General features: G+C 71.7%; 16 protein-coding genes and 3 pseudogenes. 11 read left to right on the top strand and 8 right to left on the bottom strand.

The genetic code is table 11. The features are described 5' to 3' along the window. On the bottom strand, window positions 1-681 hold a 681-nt coding region (locus LMU33_RS15635; protein WP_228620992.1), incomplete at its 3' end, for a hypothetical protein. 211 nt (window positions 682-892) lie between these two features. Between LMU33_RS15635 and LMU33_RS15640 the strand changes: the two genes are divergently transcribed. The 4 genes and pseudogenes from LMU33_RS15640 to LMU33_RS15655 all read left to right on the top strand — a co-directional run. Beyond that, on the top strand, window positions 893-2104 hold the full coding sequence (locus tag LMU33_RS15640) for a pyridoxal phosphate-dependent aminotransferase (RefSeq protein WP_228620993.1): 1212 nt from the start codon (window positions 893-895) through the stop codon (window positions 2102-2104). A 111-nt stretch (window positions 2105-2215) separates the two neighbouring features. Beyond that, window positions 2216-2635 carry an SCO4983 family protein gene (locus tag LMU33_RS15645; protein ID WP_228620994.1) on the top strand — a complete coding sequence of 140 codons (420 nt, stop codon included), beginning with the start codon at window positions 2216-2218 and terminating at the stop codon, window positions 2633-2635. Between the two features lie 227 nt (window positions 2636-2862). Then, window positions 2863-3620: pseudogene (locus LMU33_RS15650) on the top strand (hypothetical protein). Next, a pseudogene (locus LMU33_RS15655) lies at window positions 3620-3919 on the top strand (hypothetical protein); the annotation flags it as partial. The pseudogenes LMU33_RS15650 and LMU33_RS15655, both read left to right, overlap by 1 nt. A 120-nt stretch (window positions 3920-4039) precedes the next feature. On the opposite strand, the gene LMU33_RS15660 reads toward LMU33_RS15655, so the two are convergent. Continuing rightward, entirely contained in the window at window positions 4040-5860 is a 1821-nt protein-coding gene (locus tag LMU33_RS15660; RefSeq protein WP_228620995.1) for a phosphoenolpyruvate carboxykinase (GTP), read from the bottom strand. A gap of 287 nt (window positions 5861-6147) precedes the next feature. Between LMU33_RS15660 and trhA the strand changes: the two genes are divergently transcribed. From trhA to LMU33_RS15685, 5 genes and pseudogenes are all read left to right on the top strand, one after another. Beyond that, window positions 6148-6858, top strand: a complete 711-nt coding sequence (gene trhA, locus LMU33_RS15665; RefSeq protein ID WP_228620996.1) for a PAQR family membrane homeostasis protein TrhA — start codon at window positions 6148-6150, stop codon at window positions 6856-6858. Window positions 6859-6994: 136 nt separating this feature from the next. Beyond that, window positions 6995-8465 (top strand): annotated as a pseudogene (locus LMU33_RS15670) (MFS transporter). A 5-nt stretch (window positions 8466-8470) separates the two neighbouring features. Further along, window positions 8471-9097, top strand: a complete 627-nt coding sequence (locus tag LMU33_RS15675) for a TetR/AcrR family transcriptional regulator (protein WP_443728967.1) — start codon at window positions 8471-8473, stop codon at window positions 9095-9097. 33 nt (window positions 9098-9130) lie between these two features. Further along, on the top strand, window positions 9131-9862 hold the full coding sequence (locus tag LMU33_RS15680; RefSeq protein WP_228620998.1) for a Mut7-C RNAse domain-containing protein: 732 nt from the start codon (window positions 9131-9133) through the stop codon (window positions 9860-9862). A gap of 47 nt (window positions 9863-9909) precedes the next feature. After that, a complete protein-coding gene (locus LMU33_RS15685; protein WP_228620999.1) occupies window positions 9910-10254 on the top strand; it encodes a hypothetical protein in 345 nt (114 codons plus the stop codon). On the opposite strand, the gene LMU33_RS15690 is transcribed toward LMU33_RS15685, so the two are convergent. From LMU33_RS15690 to LMU33_RS15715, 6 genes are all read right to left on the bottom strand, one after another. Continuing rightward, entirely contained in the window at window positions 10241-12652 is a 2412-nt protein-coding gene (locus tag LMU33_RS15690) for a galactose oxidase early set domain-containing protein (RefSeq protein ID WP_228621000.1), read from the bottom strand. The genes LMU33_RS15685 and LMU33_RS15690 overlap by 14 nt on opposite strands. Beyond that, window positions 12649-13818 carry a glycosyltransferase gene (locus tag LMU33_RS15695; RefSeq protein ID WP_228621001.1) on the bottom strand — a complete coding sequence of 390 codons (1170 nt, stop codon included), beginning with the start codon at window positions 13816-13818 and terminating at the stop codon, window positions 12649-12651. Before LMU33_RS15695 ends, LMU33_RS15690 begins: the two co-directional genes overlap by 4 nt. After that, the gene (locus tag LMU33_RS15700) at window positions 13815-15461 is read right to left on the bottom strand and encodes an ArnT family glycosyltransferase (RefSeq protein ID WP_228621002.1); all 1647 of its coding nucleotides are present in this window, start codon (window positions 15459-15461) and stop codon (window positions 13815-13817) included. The genes LMU33_RS15695 and LMU33_RS15700 overlap by 4 nt, the downstream gene beginning before the upstream one ends. Then, window positions 15458-16726 (bottom strand): glycosyltransferase, encoded by a 1269-nt coding sequence (locus LMU33_RS15705; protein WP_228621003.1) that lies wholly within the window; start codon window positions 16724-16726, stop codon window positions 15458-15460. Before LMU33_RS15705 ends, LMU33_RS15700 begins: the two co-directional genes overlap by 4 nt. Before the next feature lie 216 nt (window positions 16727-16942). Next, on the bottom strand, window positions 16943-18988 hold the full coding sequence (locus LMU33_RS15710; protein ID WP_228621004.1) for a thioredoxin domain-containing protein: 2046 nt from the start codon (window positions 18986-18988) through the stop codon (window positions 16943-16945). Then, entirely contained in the window at window positions 18969-19604 is a 636-nt protein-coding gene (locus tag LMU33_RS15715; protein WP_228621005.1) for a winged helix-turn-helix domain-containing protein, read from the bottom strand. The genes LMU33_RS15710 and LMU33_RS15715 overlap by 20 nt, the downstream gene beginning before the upstream one ends. Window positions 19605-19721: 117 nt before the next feature. On the opposite strand from LMU33_RS15715, the gene LMU33_RS15720 reads away from it, so the two are divergent. Together LMU33_RS15720 and LMU33_RS15725 are read left to right on the top strand one after the other, a co-directional pair. Then, window positions 19722-20144: a hypothetical protein gene (locus LMU33_RS15720; RefSeq protein WP_228621006.1), complete on the top strand. Its 423-nt coding sequence runs from the start codon at window positions 19722-19724 to the stop codon at window positions 20142-20144. Between the two features lie 195 nt (window positions 20145-20339). Then, the gene (locus tag LMU33_RS15725; RefSeq protein ID WP_228621007.1) at window positions 20340-23543 is read left to right on the top strand and encodes a tetratricopeptide repeat protein; all 3204 of its coding nucleotides are present in this window, start codon (window positions 20340-20342) and stop codon (window positions 23541-23543) included. The last annotated feature ends 4 nt before the right edge of the window (window positions 23544-23547 follow it).

Consider the following 23547-nt stretch of genomic DNA (forward strand, 5'->3'; position numbering starts at 1 on the left):
GGTCGCGGAGGCCGTGGCGGGGGCCGAGGTGGTCGGGCCGGTGCTCGCCTTCCCCTGGGACGCGCCCGCGGCCGGGGAGGCGGACGAGCGCGACGCCGAGGCCGAGGCCGAGCGGTCAGCGGCCGGCGGAGTGGCCCCGGCCGAGGCGCCGGCGTCCGCAGAGGGGCTCGCGCCGGCGGAGTCGCCGACGACGGCGTGTTTGCCACCGGCCGGACCGTCCGGGGCGGGGGAACCCGAGCCGCCCGCCATGGCGGCGATCACCGCGACCGCGCCGGCCACTCCCAGCACCCCGGCGACGGCCACGACCCGGCGGCGGCCGCCCGTGCGCCGCTCGGCGCGCCGCCGCGCGGCCCGCCCCTCGCCCGGCCGTGACCGGCCGGCCGGCTCGGTCACCGCGGCCGGCCCGGTCGGCTCGGTCGGCGCAGTCGGCTGGGCCAGTGGGGGCAGCTCGCGGGTCTCGTCGTAGGCGCTCGTCCAGCCGTGGGCGGCGGCCGGGTCGGCGTACTCGTCGTACGCCGGAGCGGGGACCGCCCGGGGGAGGTAGACGTTCGGCGAGGCCGACTGCGCGTGAGGGGCGTCCGGCAGGGCCGCCCGCCCCGGCTCGGTGTCGTGGACGTCCGGCGGCGCCTGGGGCGCTTCACCCGGTCCGCGTCTGCCGTCCGTCCCCGTCTCTGCGTGCATCCCCGCCCCACTCGCCTCGCTGTGCGCACAAGCCGCCCACTCTGGCCCCCTGGCGACCCCGCCCTGCCGGCCCGACCCGGCGGAGCGGCACAGCATTCTAGGGACGCAAGTGGCTCCTGAGACAGCCATCGGCGATATACGGACAAACCGCCGTGTCTCACGTGGCGGAAAACACGACTCAAGACGGGTGGGTGGGCCGTAAGCTCACGGCATGCAGGTGATCCAGTCGACCAAGCTCGCCAACGTCTGTTACGAGATCCGGGGCCCGGTTCTCGAGGAGGCCATGCGGCTTGAGGCGGCGGGACACCGCATCCTCAAGCTCAACACCGGCAACCCCGCCGCCTTCGGCTTCGAGTGCCCGCCGGAGATCCTGGAGGACATCCTCCGCAACGTCTCGACGGCCCACGGTTACGGCGACGCCAAGGGCCTGCTGGCCGCCCGCCGCGCGGTCGTCATGCACAACCAGACCATCGGCATCGAGACGGACGTCGAGCACGTCTTCATCGGCAACGGCGTCTCCGAGCTGATCGTGATGGCGATGCAGGGGCTGCTCGACGACGGCGACGAGGTCCTCGTACCGGCCCCGGACTACCCGCTGTGGACGGCGGCCGTCTCCCTCTCCGGCGGCACGGCCGTGCACTACCGCTGCGACGAGCAGTCCGACTGGATGCCCGACCTCGCCGACGTCGAGCGCAAGGTCACCGACCGCACCAAGGCCATCGTCATCATCAACCCCAACAACCCCACGGGCGCGGTGTACGACGAGGCGATGCTGAAGGGCCTGACCGACATCGCCCGCCGGCACAACCTGCTGGTCTGTTCCGACGAGATCTACGACAAGATCCTCTACGACGGCGCCACGCACACCCCGACCGCGAAGATCGCCCCGGACCTGCTCACCCTCACCTTCAACGGCATGTCGAAGGCGTACCGGGTGGCGGGCTACCGCGTCGGCTGGATGTCCGTCTCCGGCCCGCGCGCCCACGCCGACTCCTACATCGAGGGCCTGACGATCCTGGCGAACATGCGGCTGTGCGCCAACATGCCGGGACAGCACGGGGTGGTCGCCGCGCTCAGCGGACGGCAGTCGATCAACGACCTGGTACTGCCGGGCGGGCGGCTGAAGGAGCAGGTGGACACCGCGTACGAACTGCTGACGCAGATCCCGGGCGTCAGCTGCGTCCGCCCCAAGGGCGCGCTGTACCTCTTCCCGCGCCTCGACCCCCAGGTCTTCAAGATCAGGGACGACCGGCAGATGGTCCTGGACCTGCTGCGCCAGGAGAAGATCATGGTCGTCCAGGGCACGGGCTTCAACTGGCCCGAGCCGGATCACTTCCGTGTGGTGACCCTGCCGTCGGTCGGTGATCTCCGGGACGCGATCACCCGGATCGGGAACTTCCTGGACGGATACAGCCAGCCCTAGCCGACGGGGCAGCCGGCCGTGACCGGCGGACTCCTTTCCGTGACAAGGGTCAACTTTAGACGAAATCCAAGCTAGGATGGTTTCCTGTCAGCGCACAGGAGGCCATCCCCCATGTACGAACCGATCCGCGCCAAGTCGGTCCACAGCACGAGGGCCGACTCCGCCTCCGACTTCCCCCACCGGTCGCGCGAGGAGGAGCTGGACATCCAGCTCGCCGGCCACCTCGCCGCGCTGCTCGCCGTGACCGACGAACTGCGCGGACTGACTCCGTCGGCCGACCTGGAGACCGCTGCCGAGCGGCTCGCCGAGCAGGTGGCCCGGCTCCGGGGAGGGCGCGCCCCGCTGCGGGCGACGCCGTCCGCGACCGGCGATCCCGCGCCGCTGCACCGGCGTGCGCACGCCCTCGCCGGCCGAGCCCTCGTGGTCGCCGCCTCGCGTGCCGACACCGCGGCGGCCATCCTCGCGGCCGAACGGATGGACGCGCACGCCGACGCGCTGTCGGAGCCGAAGGAACTGAGCACCACCGCCTGACCCCCGGGGTCCCACGATCGGCCCCGGTCCGCGTGCACCCGCAGCGACGCGCGGACCGGGCGCCATACACTGCGTCGGCTCGAGCCGGCGCCCACGCGGCGGAGCCGCACATCGGCACAGCCCAGCCCCGCGCCCTTCGGGGCGCGTTGCAGTGCCGGGGCCGGTCCGTTACCCGCTGTTCATCCCCGGCGCCCAGGAACGTGGGCTTCCGGGAGCACGGTCCCCGGGTGAGACGTATCGCAGGAATCGTCCTCGCCGTGCTGCTGATCGGTGGCGTGGTGGCCGCTGTCGTCGCGGGCCGGCACGGGGAGGACAAGGGCACGGCAACGAAGACCGTGCGTGGCGTGATCGGGTCGGAGAAGGCTGACTTCTTCGCGGATCCCGATGTGGTGAAGGCCCTGGCCACCAAGGGCTACACAGTGAAGACCGAGGCCTCCGGGTCCTGGGCCATGGAGGGCTGGATCTCAAGGGGTACGACTTCGCCTTTCCGGGGAGCCAGGCGCCGGCCGACGCGCTGGCCGTACTCGACGGCAAGAACCGCGGCACGCTCAGGATGGCCGCGTACCTGGACGCCGCCCGGCACGACCGGACCTGGCAGCAGCTCAAGGGGGCAAATGCGCACGGGGAGTTGACCGGCACGCTCTACATCGCGAGCACCGATCCCGAGACCTCCAACTCCGGTGCGCTGTACCTCGCCGCCGCCTCCTACGTCGCCAACGGCGGCAAGGTGGTCGCGAGCCGGGCCGACGTCGACCGCACCGCGCCCCTGCTGCACAAGCTGCTGGGTGAACTGCTCAGCAGCGACCCGGCGTTGCGCAAGCTCGTCGTCCGGCACGGATTCCGGCCGCAGGGCGACGCCGCCGAGTTCGTCACGGCCACCGGCGGAAAGTCCGCATACCTGAACCAGACGCTCACGGGCGTCCGGCAGGCACCCGTGCCCACCTCCCAGGTGCTGCACGAGATGGCCCGCCGGGCGCGCGGATGATCACCGAGCTGCTGACCGCGCTGCTGGAGCCGGGCTGGGTCGCCGGGGCCCTGGCCCAGGACCCGGAGGGCGTGCACACGGTGTCCCGCGCGGTACGGCAGGACATCCCGGAGGCCGTCGACGCCTACGTCCGCACTCGCTGGTGGACCCGGCTGACCCCGGGCACCGAGTCGCCGGAAGCGCACCTGGACCGCCAGCTGGCCCTGCTGCGCGAGGAGGCCGAACACCTGGCCTCGGCCCTGCGGGACAGGGAGGCGCGCAGGCAGGAGTCGCACACGCGGTATCTGGAGGAGCGCAACAACTGGGACCGGGGCCCCGCACGCCTTCCCGCGGGGCCCCGGTGGGTGGTCACCACGGCCGGTCGTGACGATCGCTGGTCAGGGCATCCGTACCGGCCGTGGAGTCTTCGACGGACTGTTTCAGCCCAGGCGCTCCACCAGCGCGTGGTACTGGTCCCACAGTTCCTTCGGGGTGTGGTCGCCGAAGGTGTTGAGGTGCTCGGGGACGAGTGCCGCCTCCTCGCGCCAGACCTCCTTGTCGACCGTCAGCAGGAAGTCGAGGTCCGACTCGGAGAGTTCGAGGCCGCGTGTGTCCAGGGCCTCCTTGGCCGGCAGGATGCCGATCGGCGTCTCGACGCCCTCGGCCCTGCCGTCCAGGCGCTCCACGATCCACTTCAGGACGCGGGAGTTCTCGCCGAAGCCGGGCCAGACGAACTTGCCCTCGTCGTTCTTGCGGAACCAGTTGACGTAGTAGATCTTCGGCAGCTTGGACTGGTCCTTGTCCTTGGCCACGTCGATCCAGTGGGCCATGTAGTCGCCCATGTTGTAGCCGCAGAACGGCAGCATCGCGAACGGGTCGCGGCGCAGCTCGCCGACCTTGCCCTCGGCGGCGGCGGTCTTCTCGGAGGCCACGTTGGCGCCGAGGAAGACGCCGTGGTTCCAGTCGAAGGACTCGGTCACGAGCGGGACCGCACTGGCGCGGCGGCCGCCGAAGAGGATCGCCGAGATCGGCACGCCCTTGGGGTCCTCCCACTCGGGCGCGATGATCGGGCACTGGGAGGCGGGGGTGGTGAAGCGGGCGTTGGGGTGGGCGGCCGGGGTCTCGGACGCCGGCGTCCAGTCGTTGCCCTTCCAGTCCGTCAGGTGGGCCGGGGTCTCCTCCGTCATGCCCTCCCACCACACGTCGCCGTCGTCGGTGAGGGCGACGTTGGTGAAGACGGAGTTGCCCCACAGGGTCTTCATCGCGTTGGCGTTGGTGTGCTCGCCGGTGCCGGGCGCGACGCCGAAGAAGCCGGCCTCGGGGTTGATCGCGTACAGGCGGCCGTCCTCGCCGAAGCGCATCCAGGCGATGTCGTCGCCGATGGTCTCCACGGTCCAGCCGGAGACCGTGGGCTCCAGCATGGCGAGGTTGGTCTTGCCGCAGGCGCTCGGGAAGGCGGCGGCGACGTACTTGGACTCGCCCTGCGGCGGGGTGAGCTTGAGGATCAGCATGTGCTCGGCCAGCCAGCCCTCGTCACGCGCCATGACCGAGGCGATACGCAGCGCGTAGCACTTCTTGCCGAGCAGGGCGTTGCCGCCGTAGCCGGAGCCGTAGGACCAGATCTCGCGCGACTCGGGGAAGTGCGAGATGTACTTGGTGGAGTTGCACGGCCACGCAACGTCCTCCTGGTCCTCCTCCAGCGGGGCGCCGAGGGAGTGGACGGCCTTCACGAAGAAGCCGTTGTCGCCCAGTTCGTCCAGGACGGCCTGGCCCATGCGCGTCATCGTGCGCATGGAGACGGCGACGTAGGCGGAGTCGGTGATCTCCACGCCGATCGCGGACAGCGGGGAGCCGAGCGGGCCCATGCAGAACGGGACGACGTACATGGTGCGGCCCCGCATGGAGCCCCGGAACAGGCCTTTCTCGCCGCTGAAGATCTCCCGCATCTCGGCGGGGGCCTTCCAGTGGTTGGTCGGGCCCGCGTCCTCCTCCTTCTCGGAGCAGATGAAGGTGCGGTCCTCCACGCGCGCGACGTCGGTCGGGTCGGAGGCCGCGTAGTAGGAGTTCGGGCGCTTGATCGGGTCGAGCTTCTTGAAGGTGCCCCTGGCCACGAGCTCCTCGCAGAGCCGCTCGTACTCCGCCTCGGAGCCGTCGCACCAGACCACACTGTCCGGCTGCGTCAGTTCGGCGATCTCGTTGACCCAGGAGATCAGTTCCTGGTGGTTGGTGGGAACGCTGGAAGCCGAGTTGTCGCGCGCCACGGTTGCTCCTAAGTGAGGGATTTTGTCCTTGTGGCCCCGTGGGGGCTGCGACCCGGATGCTTCATGGTGCTCATCCGGTGCCGACCGCACTCATTTGATCATCCGTCGTGACTGCGCATCTGTCCAGGGGGCCTCACAGGTGAGCGGAGTGAGGAAGGCCACGGTTTCCAGGCCTGTTTACGTTCCCTTTACGTCCAGGTTTGTGTCACCTGAAGGTCTTTTTGCGTTCGATCGACCAAGACCCGCGCTGACACCCGACTTACGGTGCCGTAGGTACCATGCCCCGCATGACTGCGTCCGTCCCCGACGCGCCCACGGACACGCCGGCCCACGGCCGCGGTCCCGCGCTCTCGCTGCCGCAACAGGTCAAGCCGAAACTCCGCGGCTGGCTGCACCTCGGTATGTTTCCGGCCGTGCTCATAGCGGGCCTCGTGCTCACCGCCCTCGCCGACTCCACCAGAGGCCGCGTCGCCTGCGGGATCTACGTCCTGACGGCCTGCCTGCTCTTCGGCGTCAGCGCGCTGTACCACCGGGGCAACTGGAGCCCCCGGATGGACGGCGTCCTGCGCCGCCTGGATCACGCCAACATCTTCCTGATCATCGCGGGCACGTACACCCCGCTGACCATGCTGCTCCTGCCCGGAGCCAAGGGCCAGTGGCTGCTGTGGGGCATCTGGGCCGCCGCCGCGGCCGGCATCGTCTTCCGCGTCTTCTGGGTGGGCGCCCCGCGCTGGCTCTACACGCCCTGCTACATCGCGATGGGCTGGGCGGCCGTGTTCTTCCTGCCCGACTTCCTGCGCACCGGCGGCATCGCGGTCCTGGTCCTGGTCGTCGTCGGCGGCCTGCTCTACAGCGCGGGCGGCGTGGTCTACGGCATCAAGCGCCCCAACCCGTCACCGCGCTGGTTCGGCTTCCACGAGGTCTTCCACTCCTTCACCCTCGCGGCGTTCGTCGTCCACTACGTCGGCATCTCGCTGGTGGCCTACCAGCACGCATAGGCCCGACCCCTCCCCTCACGGCCACGGCTCACCAGCCGTGGCCGTTTTCGTATACCCGAAGGCAACTGAGGTCAGCTGTCCATTGACAGTCGAAGGATTTTGAGAGCTACTGTCATTTCATGTGGCCCTGCCGACCATGGCCGCACAGCTCGGCGCCACGACCGGGCAGCAGCAGTGGACGGCGGACACGTACATCGCCGTGTTCGCCGCGCTGATGCTCCCGGCGGGCCTGCTCGGCGACCGGTTCGGCCGGCGCCGGATGCTCATCGCCGGACTCGCCGTCTTCCTGGGCGGCTCGGTGCTGGGCGCCCTGGCCGGCGAGGTGAACGCCGTGATCGCCGCCCGCGCGGTGATGGGCGTCGGCGCCGCGCTGATCATGCCGCTGTCACTGTCCGTGCTGCCCGCGATGTTCGCCCCGGACGAGCGCGGCAAGGCCGTCACCCTGATCACCACCGCCTCGGCGCTCGGCATGCCGCTCGGGCCGCTGGTCGGCGGCTGGCTGCTGGGCCACTTCTGGTGGGGCTCGGTCTTCCTGATCAACATCCCGATAGCCGCGCTCGGCATCGCCGCCTGCGTGTTCCTGCTGCCCGAGACACGCGACCCCGCGAGCCCGAAGGTCGACACCGCCTCCACCGCGCTCACCGCGACCGGCCTCGGCGCCCTCGTCTACGCAATCATCGATGCCCCCGACCATGGCTGGGGCGACGGTCCGGTGCCGGCGATGTTCACGGCGGCCGCCGTCCTGCTCACCGTCCTCGTCCTGCGCGAACGCCGGATGACCCGGCCCATGCTCGACATGGGCCTGCTGGCCCACCGCGGCTTCCTGCTCAACGCCATCGCCGCGACCCCGGTGATGTTCGTGCTCTCGGGCCTGATGTTCACCGTGCCGACCCATCTCCAGGCGGTGCTCGGCCACGACGCCTTCGGCACCGGTCTTGGGCTGCTGCCGATGACCGGCGGGCTGATGATCGCCGCGAAGGGTGCCCAGGGGGCCGTCGCCCGGTTCGGGTCGCGCGCGGTGGTCAGCGCGGGCCTGGTCGTGCTCGCCTTCGCCGCCCTGCCGGGCAGCCGTACCACCACCGACTCCGGTTTCGGCTTCACCGCCGTGTGGCTGTCGATCACCGGACTCGGCTTCGGCTTCGCGGTCGTCCCGGCGATGGACGGCGCGCTCGGCACCCTGCCCGCCGACCGCGCCGGCTGGGGGTCCCCCACGCCTTTCGGGCAGTGGGGGAGGCTCCGGGCTGCTCATGACGCTCCGCCAGGTCGGCGGCGCCGTCGGCATCGCCCTGCTCGGCAGCCTCCTCGCGAGCGCCTTCCGGGACCGGCTCGACGTGACCGGGCCGCCGGGACAGGCCGCCCACACCGCCAGGGAGTCCGTGGTCGCCGCGCATGTGGTGCCCGCGCACACCGGCCCCGCCCACCTGGCGGCCTCCGCGAACAGCGCGTACGTCCACGGGATGACGGTGGTACTGCTGGTGTGCGGGCTCGCCTCCCTCGTGGCGGCCCTGCTCGCGGCACTGCTGCTGCCGAACACCCCGCTCGTACGGGGAACCGAGGGGAAGGAGACCCCGGCCGTGGCCGCCCCCGTCACGGATGCCGGACAATGACCGGCATGACGGCCGCACGTTCCCCCCTCCCCTCCGCCGACCGCCCGCAGCCGGGGCTGCGCGAACGCAAGAAGATCAAGACCCGGGAGGCGATCCGCGCGGCGACGTACGCCCTCGTCCGGGAGCAGGGCTACGACGCCACCACGATCGACCAGATCGCCGAGCGGGCCGAGGTGTCGCCGTCGACCGTCTTCCGGTACTTCCCGACCAAGGAGGACATCGTCCTCACGGACGAGTACGACCCGGTCATCCTGGAGGAGATCGAGGTACGGCCCGCCGACGAACCCTGGTCCGAGACCATCCGGTACGTCCTGCACCGGGCCGTCGAGCTCGGCATGACCGACGACCTCGCCCGGCTGCGCACCCACCTCATGGTCCAGGTCCCCGCGGTGCGCTCGCGGATGATGGAGAGCATGTCGGCCACCGGCCGCATGCTCTGCCAGGCCATCGGCGAGCGCACCGGCCGCGACCCCGACGGCCTGGAGGTCCGCGTCTACGCCATGTCCCTGATCGGCGGCCTGATGGAGACCTCCATGTACTGGGCGGAGAACGACCACCGGGACGACTTCACGGCCCTGATCGACCGCGCCCTGGACGTCATGGAGCACGGCCTGCCCGGCGAAAACCGCTGAGGTGCGGGCGCCGGCCCGTGCGATGCTGACGGGGTGAACCGACCCGAGATCCACGTCGAAGTCGCCCCCGCACTGCACCTGTTCGTGCCGCACGCCCGGCGTGCCGGAGCCACGCTCCTGGCCACGGACGGCGTCTCGACGCTCGGCCATGTCATCGAGTCCCTCGGCGTCCCGCTGACCGAGGTCGGCGCGCTGGTCGTGGACGGCCGCGAGGTACCGGCCTCGCACATCCCGAAGGCCGGCGAGACGGTGCACGTACGCCCCGTGGACCGCCCCCAGCGGATCCCCGGCGCGCCCCTGCGGTTCCTCCTCGACGTGCACCTCGGCACGCTCGCCCGCCGCCTGCGCCTGCTCGGCGTGGACACGGCGTACGAGTCGACGGACATCGGCGACCCGGCCCTCGCCACCCGCTCGGCGGCCGAGAAGCGGGTCATGCTCAGCCGCGACCGGGGGCTGCTGCGCCGCCGCGAACTGTGGGCCGGCGCATTCGTCTACAGCACCCGCCCCGACGACCAGCTGCACGACGTCCTCGACCGCTTCGCCCCCGACCTGCACCCCTGGACCCGCTGCACCGCCTGCAACGGCCTGCTCAAACAGGCCACGAAGGCCGAGGTCGCCGACCAGCTCAAGCACGGCACCCAGCGCTCGTACGACGTGTTCGCCCAGTGCACGGACTGCGGCCGCGCGTACTGGAAGGGCGCACACCACGACAAGCTGGAGGCGGTCGTGGAGCGGGCGTTGAGCATGCGTACCCAGGCGGATTGAGTACGGCAGCCGATCTCCGCAACCGGCCGGCGCGGTGGGATGGCTTCATGAACACCACGACCGAGCAGCACGTGACGCCGACCCCGCAGCAGAAGGACCGTTTCATCACCGGCTGGGCCGTCGCCGGACTGCTCTCGCTCCTGCCGATCGTCGCCCTGTCCTGGATCGTCGTGCTCTCCGGTGAGCGCGGCTCGAGGTGCCTGGAGTACGGCGAGCAGTGTTCGACGATCCCCGGCTACGCCCTCTACGACGCCTTCGGGCTGGCGGTGTTCGCCGGTCTGGTGGCACTGGTGTGGCCCAGAGCCCGGTGGACGTACGCCAGGCTCTGGGCCGTGTTCGTGCAGTGGGCCGCTCAGCTCGCCCTCGGGGCAATGATCCTCAACGGCGCCTGACGTCACCCTTTCCGCACGCCACCCCGTCCCGGTTCCGGTCCAGGCCCAGTGGGTCGTCGGCGCCGTTGACCTTCAGCCGGCCATAGTCGTTCTGCTGAAGCCAGGCGCAGCGAGCCGCCGCCGTCTTCTTCACCTCGGGCGGGAACGCCGTCGGCACGCACACGTTGGCCGAGCCGTAGTGCCGGTCGCAGCCGGAGAGGGTCGGGCTGACCTGCTGCGCGGTCCTCTTCCTGCCGGGGCCCGACACCGTGCCGGACAGGGAGTCGGCGAAGGCGTGGACGTGCGGCGACGCGGCGGTCAGGGCCGCCGGGCCCGTCAGGTGGACCCACTTGGCCACCGACGGCACCCCGTTCGCGTCCACCGCGAAGAGCATGTACCAGCCGGGCGGGGCGACGTTCGGGTTGTTCGTGACGTTCAGGTCGACGTTGTTGCCGTCCACCGACAGGGGCAGGTCCACGAACCGCTGGTTCGGGTCGGAGGAGTGGGTGACCGCCGCGGGACGGATCAGCTCCGCCTTGGCGATCGGGCGGTCGACCGTGATCCGCTGGGTGTCGCCGTACTTCCACTCCTGGTTGATCACCGAGGTGATCGCCGGGCGGGTGCCCTTGTAGAGGTACGGCGGGGTGTAGATCGACACGTTGTGGTTCCAGCTGCCGTTGCCCGGGTTGTCGCCGGTGGCCATCACCCTGCCGTCGGGCAGCAGGAACGCCGAGGAGTGGTAGCCGCGGGACTCGGGGTCGGCCGCGACCGGGTCGAAGGTGTTGGCGGACGGGTCGTAGAGCGAGGACTCGTACACCGGGTTGGCGCGGTTGTGCAGGGCGCCGCCGGTCTCCAGCACCTTGCCGTCGGGCAGCAGGACCGCGGAGACGTACATCTTGCCCTGGTTGCCGGTCTCCGGCTGCGGCCCGCCCCCCAGGTCGACCGTGCCCTGCGGGACCGGCGGCCCGGCCACGTACGACGGGTTGGCCTGCTTGAGGTCGATCAGGTCGGTGAGGCGGTTCGCGTCCGGGTTGGAGTCGATGTTGCCGCCGCCGATCGTCAGCACCCGCTGGTCCTGCGCCGGAGGCAGCAGCACGGACGCCGACTGGTCCCGCTCGTCCTTGTGCTGCAGCCCCGGGATCTGCGTGATCGTGTTGGCGGTGTAGTCGTAGATCGCCGAGCCCGTGCCGGGGATGTTGTTGCCGAAGACATGGCTGCCCGTGTAGAAGAGGCGGCCGTCCTGCATCAGGATCATCGCCGGGTACAGGCCCCAGTACGACCAGGTCTGGTTGACCTGGGACAGCGGCAGCCACTGGTTCTGCGCATAACTGAACTTCTCGGCGGTCACCGAGCCGGTGGAGTCCTCGCGGAGCCCGCCGAAGGAGATGACGTCACCGTTGCCGAGCTCGGTCGCCGACGGGTACCAGTGGCCGTCGTTGAGGTCGTTGGTCTTGGTGTAGGTCTCGGTCGCCGGGTCGAAGATGTACGAGTCCCTGAACCCCTCGTAGCCGTGCCCGCCCGCCACCGGGTACGCCTTGTTGCCGCTCAGGACCAGCACCCGTCCGTCCTGGAGCTGGACGTGGCCCGCGCAGAACATGTCCTTCGGGGTGGGGATGACCTTGTAGTCGCCGGTCACCGGGTCGTAGACCGCGCTCGTGAACGTGCCCGCGTTGAAGTTCTCCTGGCTGTTGCCGGACCCGGCGATCAGCAGCACCTTGCCGTTGTCGAGCACGACGGAGTGCATGGAGCGGACCGGGTTCTGCGTCGGCAGGACTGACCAACTCCCGTTCGCGCACTGGTCGTTCGTGCCGGTGCACTGGGCCGGCGGGAGCGGGTCGGCCACCTGGTCCATGGTGTAGTCGTCGGTGGTCGCCGAGCCGGTGCCGTAGACGGAGACACCCCAGGTGATGCGGTCCGTGCCGGCCGGGACCTCGGGCGTGCGGACCGTGGCCTGCGTCCAGGCCGACGCCATGTCCAGGGTCTTGAGGTCGGTCCAGTACTGCCAGCCGGCGGTGGTGTCGTGCCGGAAGAGGGTGACGTTGGCGTCCGGGGTCGTGGTCTTGTACCAGAGCCCGAGGTCGTACTGCTTGCCCACGGTCACGGCCGGCGCGCAGTCGGCGGACTCCGTGATCATCGCCTTGCGGTCGCCGTCGACCCGGCGGGTCAGCGTCACCTTCATGGCCTTGGTGCCGGAGTGCGCGTCGGAGGTCGTCTCGAAGGTGAAGTCGTTGTCGCCCCAGCCCGACTTCTCCCAGCAGTACGGCATGTCGCCGCTGCCGGCCGTCTCGAAGCCGGGGTTCTTGATCAGGTTGGCGGCCTCCGCCGGCTGCGGCGCGGCGAGGAGCAGCCCGGCGGCCAGGGCGCCCACCCCGGCCAGCGCGGTCCGTCTGCGGCGTCTGCGATACGTCGTCGTACTCACACGGCTCTCCTTGCTCGGCTCCCCCGGCGCCGGGGGAGGTATACCAGCGCCTCGGTACCGACGAAGCGCAGGACGAACGTCATGACCAGCGCGAGCGCGGTGGCGGGCAGGGCGCCCATGCCGAACCTGCCGACGAGCAGGGCGATCAGCGGGATGCGCAGCAGCAGGTCGGCGTTGGCCAGCAGCGCGAACCGGCCGAGCCGGTCCCACCAGCGGCGGTGCGCACGCCGGTCGCGGAACAGCAGCTGCTCGATGAGCAGGAAGTTCCAGGCGACCCCGAACTGGTTGGCGAGGATCTCGGCGGGCAGGTAGTGCATCCCGAGGACGGTCAGCGCCCAGAGCCCGACCAGGTTCGGCACGAACCCGCTCGCGCCGATCAGCCCGAAGCCGACCATGCGGGCGACCGGTGACGCGGTGCGCAGGCCCGCCAGGTGGCGCAGGAAGCGGAAGCCCTCGCGGGCGGTGGACTTGGACTCGCCGGCGAACCGGTCCCGGAAGACGAACGGCACCTCGGCGACCTGCCGGGGGCGGCTGCGTACGGCCAGTTCCAGCAGGATCTTGTAGCCGAGCGGTTTGAGTACGTCCGCCGTGACCGCGCTGCGGCGGACGGCGAAGAAGCCGCTCATCGGGTCGCTGATGCCGTGCAGTCTGCGCGGGAAGAGCGCCTTGGCGAGCCAGGTCGCGCCGCGCGAGACGGCCACCCGGTAGCCCCCGGCGAGCCCGGCCCGGCTGCCGCCCTCGACGTACCGGGAGGCGACGACGAGCCCGGCGTTCGCCCGTTCGCCGGTGGCCACCAACTCCGGTACGAGGGACGGCGGATGCTGGCAGTCGCCGTCCATGACGACGATCCACTCGGAGGTCGCCGCCCTCAGCCCCTCGACGACCGCCCCGCCGAGCCCGCCGACGGGCTCCTCGCGGTGCAGTACGGCCACCGGGAACGGGCAGTCCCGGGCGGCCTCGCGGACGACCTCGGGTGTGTCGTCGGTGGAGTCGTCCACGAAGAGGACCTCGCAGGGCAGCCGCGCGGGCACCGACTCGGTGATCTGGTGCAGCAACCGCCGGACGTTCGCGGACTCGTTGAAGGTCGGTACGACGATGGTGACGGCGCCGGGCTCGGGGACCTCTACGGCGTCGAGGCCCTGCGCCGGGGCGGTGTACTCGCTCATCGCGCCCCTTCCACGGCCCGGACCCGCCGGATCTCGATGCGGTCGGGTCCGTTGCCGAAGGTGGCGACCGGCGTGGAGTGCCGGATCGCGGCCCGCACATTGGGCAGGTCCTTGGCGTCCCGGCGGACGGTCGGCGAGGCGACGACGTAGTCGACGTCCCGCCAGCCGTGCGGCATGGTCTTGGCGACGGCCGGGTCGAGGTCGGCCTTGTAGAACCAGATGGCACCGAGCCCGGGCCGGTATCCGGCGTGCACGAGGTCCAGCCAGAGGGCGTCGTCGACGAGGACACGGGTGTCCTTCGGGTCCGCCACCTCGGTGCTGAGCCAGTGGGAGGCCTGCCGGTAGGGCCGGTTGGCGTCGGCGGTGACGGCGGTGCGGTCGCCGTCGTACCAGTGCGGTACGACGTAGGCGCCGGCGGCGAGGGCGAGGACGGCGGCGAGCGCGTACCGGCCGCCGGTGACATACCGCTTCTCGCCCTCCGTGCGCCACCTGGTCATGACCGCGTGGGCGACGGAGGCGGCACCGCCCGCGAGGACCAGGGCGAGGAAGGGCAGCGCGCCGATGACGTACATGGCGGGCAGGTAGCCGTTCGGGCGCAGGGCCACCGCGGCCAGGACGGCGACCGTGAGGGCCGGTCCGGCCAGGGCGCGGGCGGTGACCGACCAGCGCCAGGTGAGCAGCAGGAGCAGGGCTCCGGCCAGGCCGCCGAGGGGCAGGACGCGGTCGTAGTACAGCCAGGAGTGCAGGACGCCGTAGGAGCCGCTGTTCGGGTCGAGGACGAAACCGGAGCCCGGCCTGGACATCTGGTAGGTGATGCCGTCCCAGAGGGAGACGTGCCCGGGGCCCGGCAGCAGCTCGCCCTTGAGCAGGGCGAACAGCGGGTAGGAGAAGCCGGTCAGGGCGCAGGCGGTGACGGCTCCGGTGAGGGCGAACTTGCGGGTGTCGCGGTGGCTGTGCCGCCACATGGTGACCAGCAGGGCGGGCAGGACGACGAGCATCGTCTCCTTGGTGAGCACGCCCGCGGCGGCGGCGAGGCCCGCCCCGAAGTGGTGCCAGAGGTGGCGGCTGGGCGAGGCGGCGAGGCAGAACGCCAGCAGCAGCCACATCACGGCGATGTTGTCGAGGAAGATCTCCCGGCTGAGGACGACCGCGAGCGGGGACAGCCCGAACAGGGCCGTGCCGAGTCCGGCGGCCCAGCGGGGCAGGGAGAGCCGGCGGCCGAGGACGTAGACGAGGACCGCGCTGACGCCGCTGACCAGCAGCATGGTGAACCGCATGGTGCCGACGGTCATCGAGCCGGGGCTGATCGCCGCGGGGAGCCGGCTGAGCAGGGCTATCTGGATCCAGCCGAGCGGCGGGTGGTCGTACCAGTAGGTGTAGTGGGCGAGGCCCCGGCCCTGCTGGACGGCCCAGGCCTGGGCGAGGTAGGTGCCCTCGTCGTCGCTGAGGGTGGGGTAGTCGGCGATGTTCCAGCCCTGGACGACGAGGATCGCCGCGAGCAGGACCCCGCACAGCAGGAGGTCGGGGCGGGAGGAGCGGAGTCGTACCGGCGGGCTTGTCCGGCCCGTCGAACGGCCCTCCGGCACAGGTGGGCGCTGCGCGGGGACCTTCGCTGCGGTCACCGCGGGAAGTGTGGAGGTCACGCAGGAACGTCCTCTCGGATGGGCTCGGCCGCGGTGAGGTGTGCGCCGACGTGTGTGGTCAACTCCCAGTCGTTGCGACCGCGTTGCTCGCGCCAGACGGCACGGATCGCGGCACCGGCGAGGAGGACCTGGTAGAAGGGGCCGCCCACGATGAGCTTCACGTAGTGGACGAGGCGGACCTTCAGGCCGTACTGCTTGCCGAAGTCGTGCAGTCCGACCACCTCGAAGACGAAGGTGACGGCGGCGGTGACCAGCGGCAGGAAGGTGAGGAAGGCGACCCCGACGGGCACGTCGAGGAAGAGCGCGACGGCCGCGTTGAGCGGGATGACCACGCCGGAGAAGGCCTGCATGAACGGGGTCATCAGGGTGTACCGGGCGAGCAACCGCTGCCCGAATCCCGGCAGTTGCCGCCAGTCCCGCTTCCGGTACACCTGCAGGAAGCCCTGGTTCCAGCGGGTGCGCTGCTTGAGCAGCGACATCAGGGAACCCGGGGTCTCCTCCCTGGTCACCATGTCGGAGTCGTAGGCGACGACGACCTTCTTGCCGACGCTGGACAGCCGGACGCCCAGGTCGCAGTCCTCCGCGAGGCAGTCGGGGTCCCAGCCGTCCGCTTCCCTGAGGACGCCGGTCCGCACGAACACGGTGTTGCCGCCGAGCGGGATGAAGCCCTTCTGCGCGTGCAGGTGCAGCCGGGAGCGGAACCAGAAGAAGTACTCCAGGCAGTTGCGCAGGCTGTACCAGCTGGAGTGGAAGTTGATCAGCTGGACCCCGCCCTGGACGACGTCCGCCCCGGTGGTGCGGAACGCGTGGTCGACGTGGGCGAGCAGCTCCGGATGGACCTGGTCCTCGGCGTCGAAGACCCCGACGACGTCACCGCGGCAGTGCGGCAGCGCCGTGTTCATGGCCTTCGGCTTGTTCTTCTTCTCGTGGGTGTCGACGACGACCCGGACGCGCGGGTCCCGTGCGGCGGCCTGCTCGGCCACCTCCGTGGTCTCGGGGTCGTCGTGCCCGACGATCACGATGATCTCGAAGTCGGTGTGCGTGGATTCCAGCAGCCGCTGGATGGTGTGGTCCAGCACCGCCTGCTCGTGCCGGGCGGGCAGCAGCAGTGAGAACGACAGGTGTTCGTCGCCGTCCGGCCTGCCGAACCGGGTGGAGGCCAGCACCTCGGGCGTACGCCACGCGTGCATCTGCCACCACAGGGTGAACGCCGCCATCCAGAACAAGGCCAGTGAGACAGCGGCGATGAAGACAGACGTGAGCAAAAAGATCCCCCCAGATCCCCAATTACCCCCTGTGCGGGCGACGTTGAGTCACCACCCGTCGACCCGCTGTGGAGAGCGTAGGAGGGATCTGTGAAATGCGGGAGCTCTTCCGATAAATAGCTTGTTTCGGAACGGTGGTGCGACTAGTGGGATCTATCCGAACACGTGCTCCGTTTCGGACAGTTCACACCATCTACCGCCCTGGGTTCCGGATGCTCAGCGCCTGTTCAGGGACGCCCCGAGCCGTTCCGGATCGGTCGTCGGCGCGTCACAGGTGAAGTTACGGCAGACGTACGCGGTCGGCTCGCCCTGCTGCAGGGGCCGGCCGGCGAGGAGCGGGAACTCGTCACTCTCCGCAGCACCGACGGCCACGACGGCACCGGGGGCGGTGCCCAGAAGCGCCGTACGGTACAGGACCGCCGTCTTCTCGTCCGCGAGGCCGGATCCGGGTCCTGGCCCGACGACGGCGACCTCCTTCGGCCCGTCGAGCAGGGCCTCGGCGACGGCGAGCCCCCAGCCGATGAACCGGGGCACGCGCGGCCCGAGGGCCTTCACGACCCCCAGCGCGCGCTCGGCGGCGCTCCGGTGCGGCTCGGACCCGGTGTGCGCGGCATAGCTCAGCAGGGCACCGGCAGCGGCGGTCCAGCCGGACGGGGTGGCGTTGTCGGTGGGGTCCTGCGGCCGGCGGATCAGCCGCTCGGCGTCGGCGGCGGTGTCGTAGAGAGCGCCGGTCCCGGGGTCGGTGAAGCGGGCGAGCACATGGTCGAGGAGCAGTCCGGCGAAATCCAGCCAGACGCCCTCGCCCGTCACGGACGCGAGCGCGAGGAAGCCCTCGGCGACGTCGGCGTAGTCCTCCAGCACGCCGGCGTTGGGGCCGACGCGGCCGTCCTTGCTGGTGCGGGCGAGCCGGGCGTGCTCGTCGAGGTGCACCCGGACGAGCAGGTCGGCGGCGCCGAGTGCGGCCTCGACCAGGTCGGGCCGCTCGAAGTAGGCGCCGGTCTCGGCAAGCGCGGCGATGGCGAGGCCGTTCCAGGCGGCGACGACCTTGTCGTCCCGGCCGGGGGCGGGCCGTCCGGCGCGCTCGGCGAGGAGCCGATCCCTGATGGAGGCGATCTTCCCGGCGTCGAAGACCGTGCTGTTCTGCGGCAGTTGGAGGACGGACTGCCCGTGCTCGAAGGTGCCCTCGTCGGTCACGCCGAAGTACTGGGCGGCGAGGTCGCCGTCCGCGTCCCCGAGGACGGCACGCAGCCGCTCGGGCGTCCACACGTAGTACGCGCCCTCGACGTGCCGGCCCGTGCCGTCGTCGCTGTCGGCGTCGAGGGCCGAGGCGAACCCGCCCTCGCCGGTGCCCAGTTCGCGCACGAGGAAGTCGGCGGTCTCCAGGGCGACGCGCCGGGCGAGGTCCGATCCGGTGGCCCGCCAGAGATGGGCGTACACACGGCAGAGCAGCGCGTTGTCGTAGAGCATCTTCTCGAAGTGCGGCACGACCCAGTCGCGGTCGACGGAGTACCGGGCGAAGCCGCCGCCCAACTGGTCGTACATCCCGCCCCGCGCCATGCGCTCGCAGGTGTCGTGGGCCATCTGCAGCGCGCCCTCGGCACCGGTCCGGGCGTGGTGGCGCAGCAGGAACTCCAGCACCATGGACGGCGGGAACTTGGGTGCCCCGCCGAACCCGCCGCGCTGCGGGTCGTACTCACGGGTGAGCCCGAGAAGCGCCTGGGCGAGTTCCTGCTCGCCGGGCGGCTGCCCGCCCTGGTGGCCGATCTCCCGCTGGGCGAGATCCCGGACGATCTTCCCGGCGACCTCCGCGACCTCGTCACGACGGCTGCTCCAGGCCTGCTGCACACCCTCCAGCACCTGCCGGAAGGACGGCATGCCGTGCCGGGGCGCGGGCGGGAAGTAGGTCCCGAAGTAGAAGGGTTCGGCGTCCGGGGTGAGGAAGACGGTCATCGGCCAGCCACCCTGCCCGGTGGCGGCCTGCACGGCCTCCATGTAGACGGCGTCCACGTCGGGGCGCTCTTCGCGGTCCACCTTGATGGTGACGAAGTGCTCGTTGAGGTAGTCGGCGGTGGCCTGGTCCTCGAAGGACTCGTGAGCCATGACATGACACCAGTGACAGCTCGAATACCCGACACTCAGCAGGACGGGTTTGTTCGCGTTGCGGGCCTCGTCGAACGCCTCGGCCGACCAGGGCCACCAGTCGACGGGGTTGTCGGCGTGCTGGAGCAGATACGGGGACGTCTCATGGGCCAGTCGGTTCACCGTTCCACTCTCCCACGGCAGCGTTCGCCTCTCCCACGGACCCGGGGACGGCGTGGCTCTCCGGCTCGGGCACCGCGTAGAAACGCATGAGCATCGGGCGGGCCCCCTCGGGGGCCTCCTCGCGCGGGTGGCCGTACCGGTCGAGCAGGGCGTGGTACTCCCGCATGAAAGCGAGCAGTTCCTCCCTGGTCAGCCAGGTGCCGTGGCGCTGGACCTGGGCCCAGCCCTCGGGGCCGCGGTACTCCTGGTGGGCCCGGCGGTACAGGGCGGTGTCGAACTCGATCTTGAGATGGGCGAGCTGGGCGGCGGCCGCGTACTCCTCGGGGGTCATCGCGGCGGGGTCGGGCGTGGTGTGCCGGAAGGGCAGCGCCCGCCACCACCTCTCCCGCCCGCCGGACTTCTCCGGGATCTCCTCGATGAGCCGTTGCTCGGCGAGTTTGCGCAGGTGGTAGCTGGTGGTGCCGGAGCTCTCGCCGAGTTCGCGGGCGAGGACGGTGGAGTTAGCCCCGCCGTGCCGGCCGAGGTATTCGAGGATCCGGCGGCGCAGGGGATTGCCGAGGGATTTGTAGAGCGCGGTGCGCTCCAGGCTGGTCATCTCGGGCAGGCCGTCGGTCATGCGGTCACGGTAGCCCTGAGAACCCTGAGAAGTCCCCGATGTCTGCCGAATTTTCTTTGCAGAGATTTCTCTGCGTCCTACCGTGGAGGCAGTGAGCGGGCGACGAGAGGGGAGGACGTGAGCGTGGGCGTGAAGGCGAGCGTGAGGGTGACCGAGACCGGACGGAAGAAGTGGCCCTTGGTCCTGCTGGGGGCGGCGGCCGTCCTGCTGGTGCCGTGGACGGTGCTGCTGGGCCTGACCCTGCCGGGCAGCGCGGAGGTCGGCAACTGGCCCCTGGCCTGGATCGGCCTCGACGTCCTGATGGCGACGGGCTGCGCGGCAACGGCCTTCCTCGGTCTGCGCGGCGACGCGAGAGCCCGCCTGACGGCGTCGGCGACGGCGTCGGTGGCAGTCCTGGACGCCTGGTTCGACATAACGACAGCGGGCACGGGCGCCCCGCTGGCCGAGGCGCTGCTGTGCGCGGTGGCGGAGGGGGCGCTGGCGGGGGCGTGCGTGCACCTGGCGGTGGGCAAGGGCCGGGGCCGCCGGCAGACACCCTGAGCCCTGCGCATGCCCCGGGATCCCCGGAACTGACGCCTGCGGCCGAACTCCCCTGGTGGCGCCGCGCATCCGGCCGCCCCTCAAGGACCGGGCACGAAACCCTCACCGCACCCACTGATCGTCACCCCCTCGCCATCCCGCCTCCCTCGAAGGACACTCGTGGACAAGGGAGTTGGCGCCGGAGGGGGACGGGACATGCGGGACGGCCATCGGGCGGAAGCCGAACGGCTGCTGGTACGGGCCGTCGAGGAGGAGGTGCGGCGCTCGGGCGGGCGGATCGACGGACAGCTGCTGCTGTCGCGGGCGCGCGGTGCGCTCGACGCGATGGCGGGGGCGGCCGGCGAGGAGTACGAGGCCTACGTCCGCGCGCTGGACGAGACCGAGGCTGGCCGGCTGACCTTCGGGCAGCGGTACGCCCGCGAGGGCGCCGGAACGGCCCTGCTGGTGGCGGTCGTTGCGGCGGTGGCCGCGGCCGTGGCCGACCTCTTGCTCGGCACCGGCACCGGCACCGCCGTCGGTGCGGGTGTCGCCGCGGGCGCGGTCGGCGCCGCCGCCTCCGTGGTGAAGGCGGCCGGTACCCATCTGCCCGCCGCGCACCACCGCGCCGGCGCGGTCGGCCAGCCCGGCGGGCCCGAGCAGCTGCGGCTGCAGTGGCTGACCGCGCTGGAGGTGCGCGGCATCCGCCCGTTCCTCGACCAGCAGCGGGTGCTGACCGCCGCCACGGCCCCGAAGAAGAAGGGCGGCCCGGCGCTGCGCGGCGCGGACAAGAGCGCGGCGGCCCGCCGGCGTACGGTGCTGGAGCAGTCGTTCGGACAACTCCCCGACCCCGACGGCCCGTTCGCGGGACGCCGCGCGGAGCTGGCGCGGATCCGGCAGTGGGCGCAGGCCGCCCGTGCGGCCACCGAGACCCGGCCCACCGTGGTCGTGCTGCACGGCGAGCCCGGCTCGGGCCGGACCACGCTCGCGGTGCGCGCGGCGCACGAGCTGCGGGACCACTTCCGCGGCGCGGTGGTCGTGGATCTGCGCGGCGGTCGGCGGGAGGATGCGCCGCTTGCGACCCGGGACGCCCTGCTGCATCTGCTCAACCGGCTCGGCGCGCCCCGTGAGCAGCTGCTGTTCCGTGAGCGCTCCTCCCCCGACCAGCAGGTCAAGCGGCTCGGCGAGCTGTACCACCAGCATCTGTCCGGGCTGCCGGTGACGATCGTGCTGGACGACGCCTCGGACCCGGAGCAGGTGCGGGCGCTGGTGCCCGAGCGCTCCGACAGCCTGGTCCTGGTCACCGCCCGCACCGGCCTGGACCTGCCCGCGGACCTGCCGGCCTGGGTGCACCACCTGCCGGTCGAGGCGCTGGACGCGGCCGGTGCCGAGGAACTGCTCGGCACCGTCGCCGAGGATGCGTCGGGGCCGTACGACGCCGACTCCACCGACCGGATCCGGGACCTCACCGGGGGGCTGCCGCTCGCGCTCAGGATCGCGGGCTCCGCGCTCGGGCCGCGCTCGCCCCGGCAGCTGGCCACGGATCTCGCCGCGTACGGCCCGGTGGAGCCGGTGGAGCGTGCCCTGTGGCTGCGCTACACCGACCAGCCGGAGCCCGCGCGCCGGCTGCTGCGGCGGCTCGCGCTGGCGGGCCGGGCCTCGCTGGGCGCCGCGGCGGCCGCCGCGCTGCTCGCCACGGACGAGGCCGAAGCCACCCGCCATCTCGTCGCCCTCGCCCGGGCCGGCCTCCTCGACCATGTGCGCGGCACCCGCTACCGGCTGCACGACCTCGTGCGCGCCTTCGCGCAGGCGCGGCTGCTGGACGAGGAGGACCCGGCCGAGCGCACGGCGGCGCAGGAACGGCTGATCGTGAACTACGCGGACCTGGCCGACTCGGTGCTGCGCCTGGTCGACGGGAACATGTCGACGCGCTCGCACCAGTTCGGCCCGCACGGCTTCACCTCGCTGGACGAGGCGCTGCGCTGGCTGGACGACGAGTCCAGCTTCATCACCGCGGCCCTGCGCCACACGGAGGGCGTGAACCAGAGGGCGGTGCAGAACCTGCTGGGCGCGCTGTGCGACTACTGCCTGCTGCGCGGCGACCTGTACCGGCTCGGCGAGATCAGCGAGCTGGCGCAGGCCGTGGACAAGGGACTGCTGGTGCGTTCGGTGCAGTGGCGCACCGGTATCGCGGCCCGGCAGCTGGGCGAGCTGGACAAGGCGCGCACCACGCTGGCCTCGGTGGTGGACCTGTACCGGGAGGCGCACCACGACGCGGGGGCGGCCCGCGCCCTGGCCTCGCTCGGGATCACCCTGCACCACCAGGGCAACCTCACCGAGGCCGCGGCGAAGCTGCAGGAGGCGCTGGATCTGCAGGCGGCGCCGGAGCTGGCGACGGACCGGGCCTGGACGATGCACGCCCTGGCCGCCGTCCAGCGCGACCGGGCCCGGCTGGCGGAGGCGCTGGAGCTGCTCACCCGCTCCCTGGTCCTGCACCGCGAGGGCGGCTCGGTGCACGGCGAGGCATGGGCGCACTTCCAGCTCGGCCAGCTGGCGCTGCGGATGGGGGACGTACCGCGCGCGGAGACGGAGCTGCGGGCCGCCCTGGAGCGGTACGGCCGGACGCACGACGCGCGCGGCGAGGCGTGGGCGCTGACCCAGCTGGCCCGGGCCCGTCTGGTGGCCGGCGACGCCTCACCGGCGGTCGAGGGCCTGCGGCGGGCCGCCGCCCGGCACCGCGAGAACGAGGACGCGCGCGGCGAGGCGTGGACCCTGTACCACCTGGGCCAGGCGCTGGAGGAGGCCGGCGATCTGGACCTGGCGGTGCGCGACCTGGAGCGGTCCCGCACGATGTTCTCCCGGATGCGGGACGTGTACGGCCTGGCCTGCGCCCGGCACCACTCGGCGCGGGTCACCCGCGACCAGCGGGCCGCGCAGACCGGCTCGCTGCGCAACTCGGGCTTCGCCCGGCAGCTCCTGGCGGACGCCCGCGCCGACTTCCAGCGGATCGGCGTCGCCCACGGCGAGGCGTGGACCTGTCTGGAGCTGGCGGTGGTCGACGCGGGCAACGCCCGTACGCAGGCGGCGCTGGCCCTGTGCGACGAGGCGCTGGACCTGTTCGCGTCCTACGGCGACCGGCGCGGCGAGGACTGGGCCCGCTTCCTGCGCTGCACCCTGCTGCCCTACGCGGCGCCCGGCGGGGCGGAGGTGGGCACGGCGGTCGCCCAGGAGGAGCTGGCCGAGCTGGCCCGCGCCGGCCATCCCCTGCGGGACGAGAAGCTGGCCGACTGCGTCCCGGCGTACGCCCTGCTGCTGGAACGCGGGGTCAGCCTGGAGGACGGCTGGCAGGCCTGGCGGCTGCGCATGACGCCGGACCGCCACGCCCGGGAGGTGATGGGGGTGGCGGTCCCGGCAGGGCGCTGAGGCC

Source organism: Streptomyces barringtoniae (genome assembly GCF_020819595.1).
In the GTDB taxonomy this organism is placed as follows: domain Bacteria; phylum Actinomycetota; class Actinomycetes; order Streptomycetales; family Streptomycetaceae; genus Streptomyces; species Streptomyces barringtoniae.

Bases quoted from the DNA above. Each gene is read 5' to 3' on its own strand.
- LMU33_RS15640 (WP_228620993.1), top strand. From the start codon at position 893: ATGCAGGTGATCCAGTCGACCAAGCTCGCCAACGTCTGTTACGAGATC.
- LMU33_RS15645 (WP_228620994.1), top strand. From the start codon at position 2,216: ATGTACGAACCGATCCGCGCCAAGTCGGTCCACAGCACGAGGGCCGAC.
- trhA (WP_228620996.1), top strand. From the start codon at position 6,148: ATGACTGCGTCCGTCCCCGACGCGCCCACGGACACGCCGGCCCACGGC.
- LMU33_RS15675 (WP_443728967.1), top strand. From the start codon at position 8,471: ATGACGGCCGCACGTTCCCCCCTCCCCTCCGCCGACCGCCCGCAGCCG.
- LMU33_RS15685 (WP_228620999.1), top strand. From the start codon at position 9,910: ATGAACACCACGACCGAGCAGCACGTGACGCCGACCCCGCAGCAGAAG.
- LMU33_RS15695 (WP_228621001.1), bottom strand. From the start codon at position 13,818: ATGAGCGAGTACACCGCCCCGGCGCAGGGCCTCGACGCCGTAGAGGTC.
- LMU33_RS15715 (WP_228621005.1), bottom strand. From the start codon at position 19,604: ATGACCGACGGCCTGCCCGAGATGACCAGCCTGGAGCGCACCGCGCTC.
- LMU33_RS15725 (WP_228621007.1), top strand. From the start codon at position 20,340: ATGCGGGACGGCCATCGGGCGGAAGCCGAACGGCTGCTGGTACGGGCC.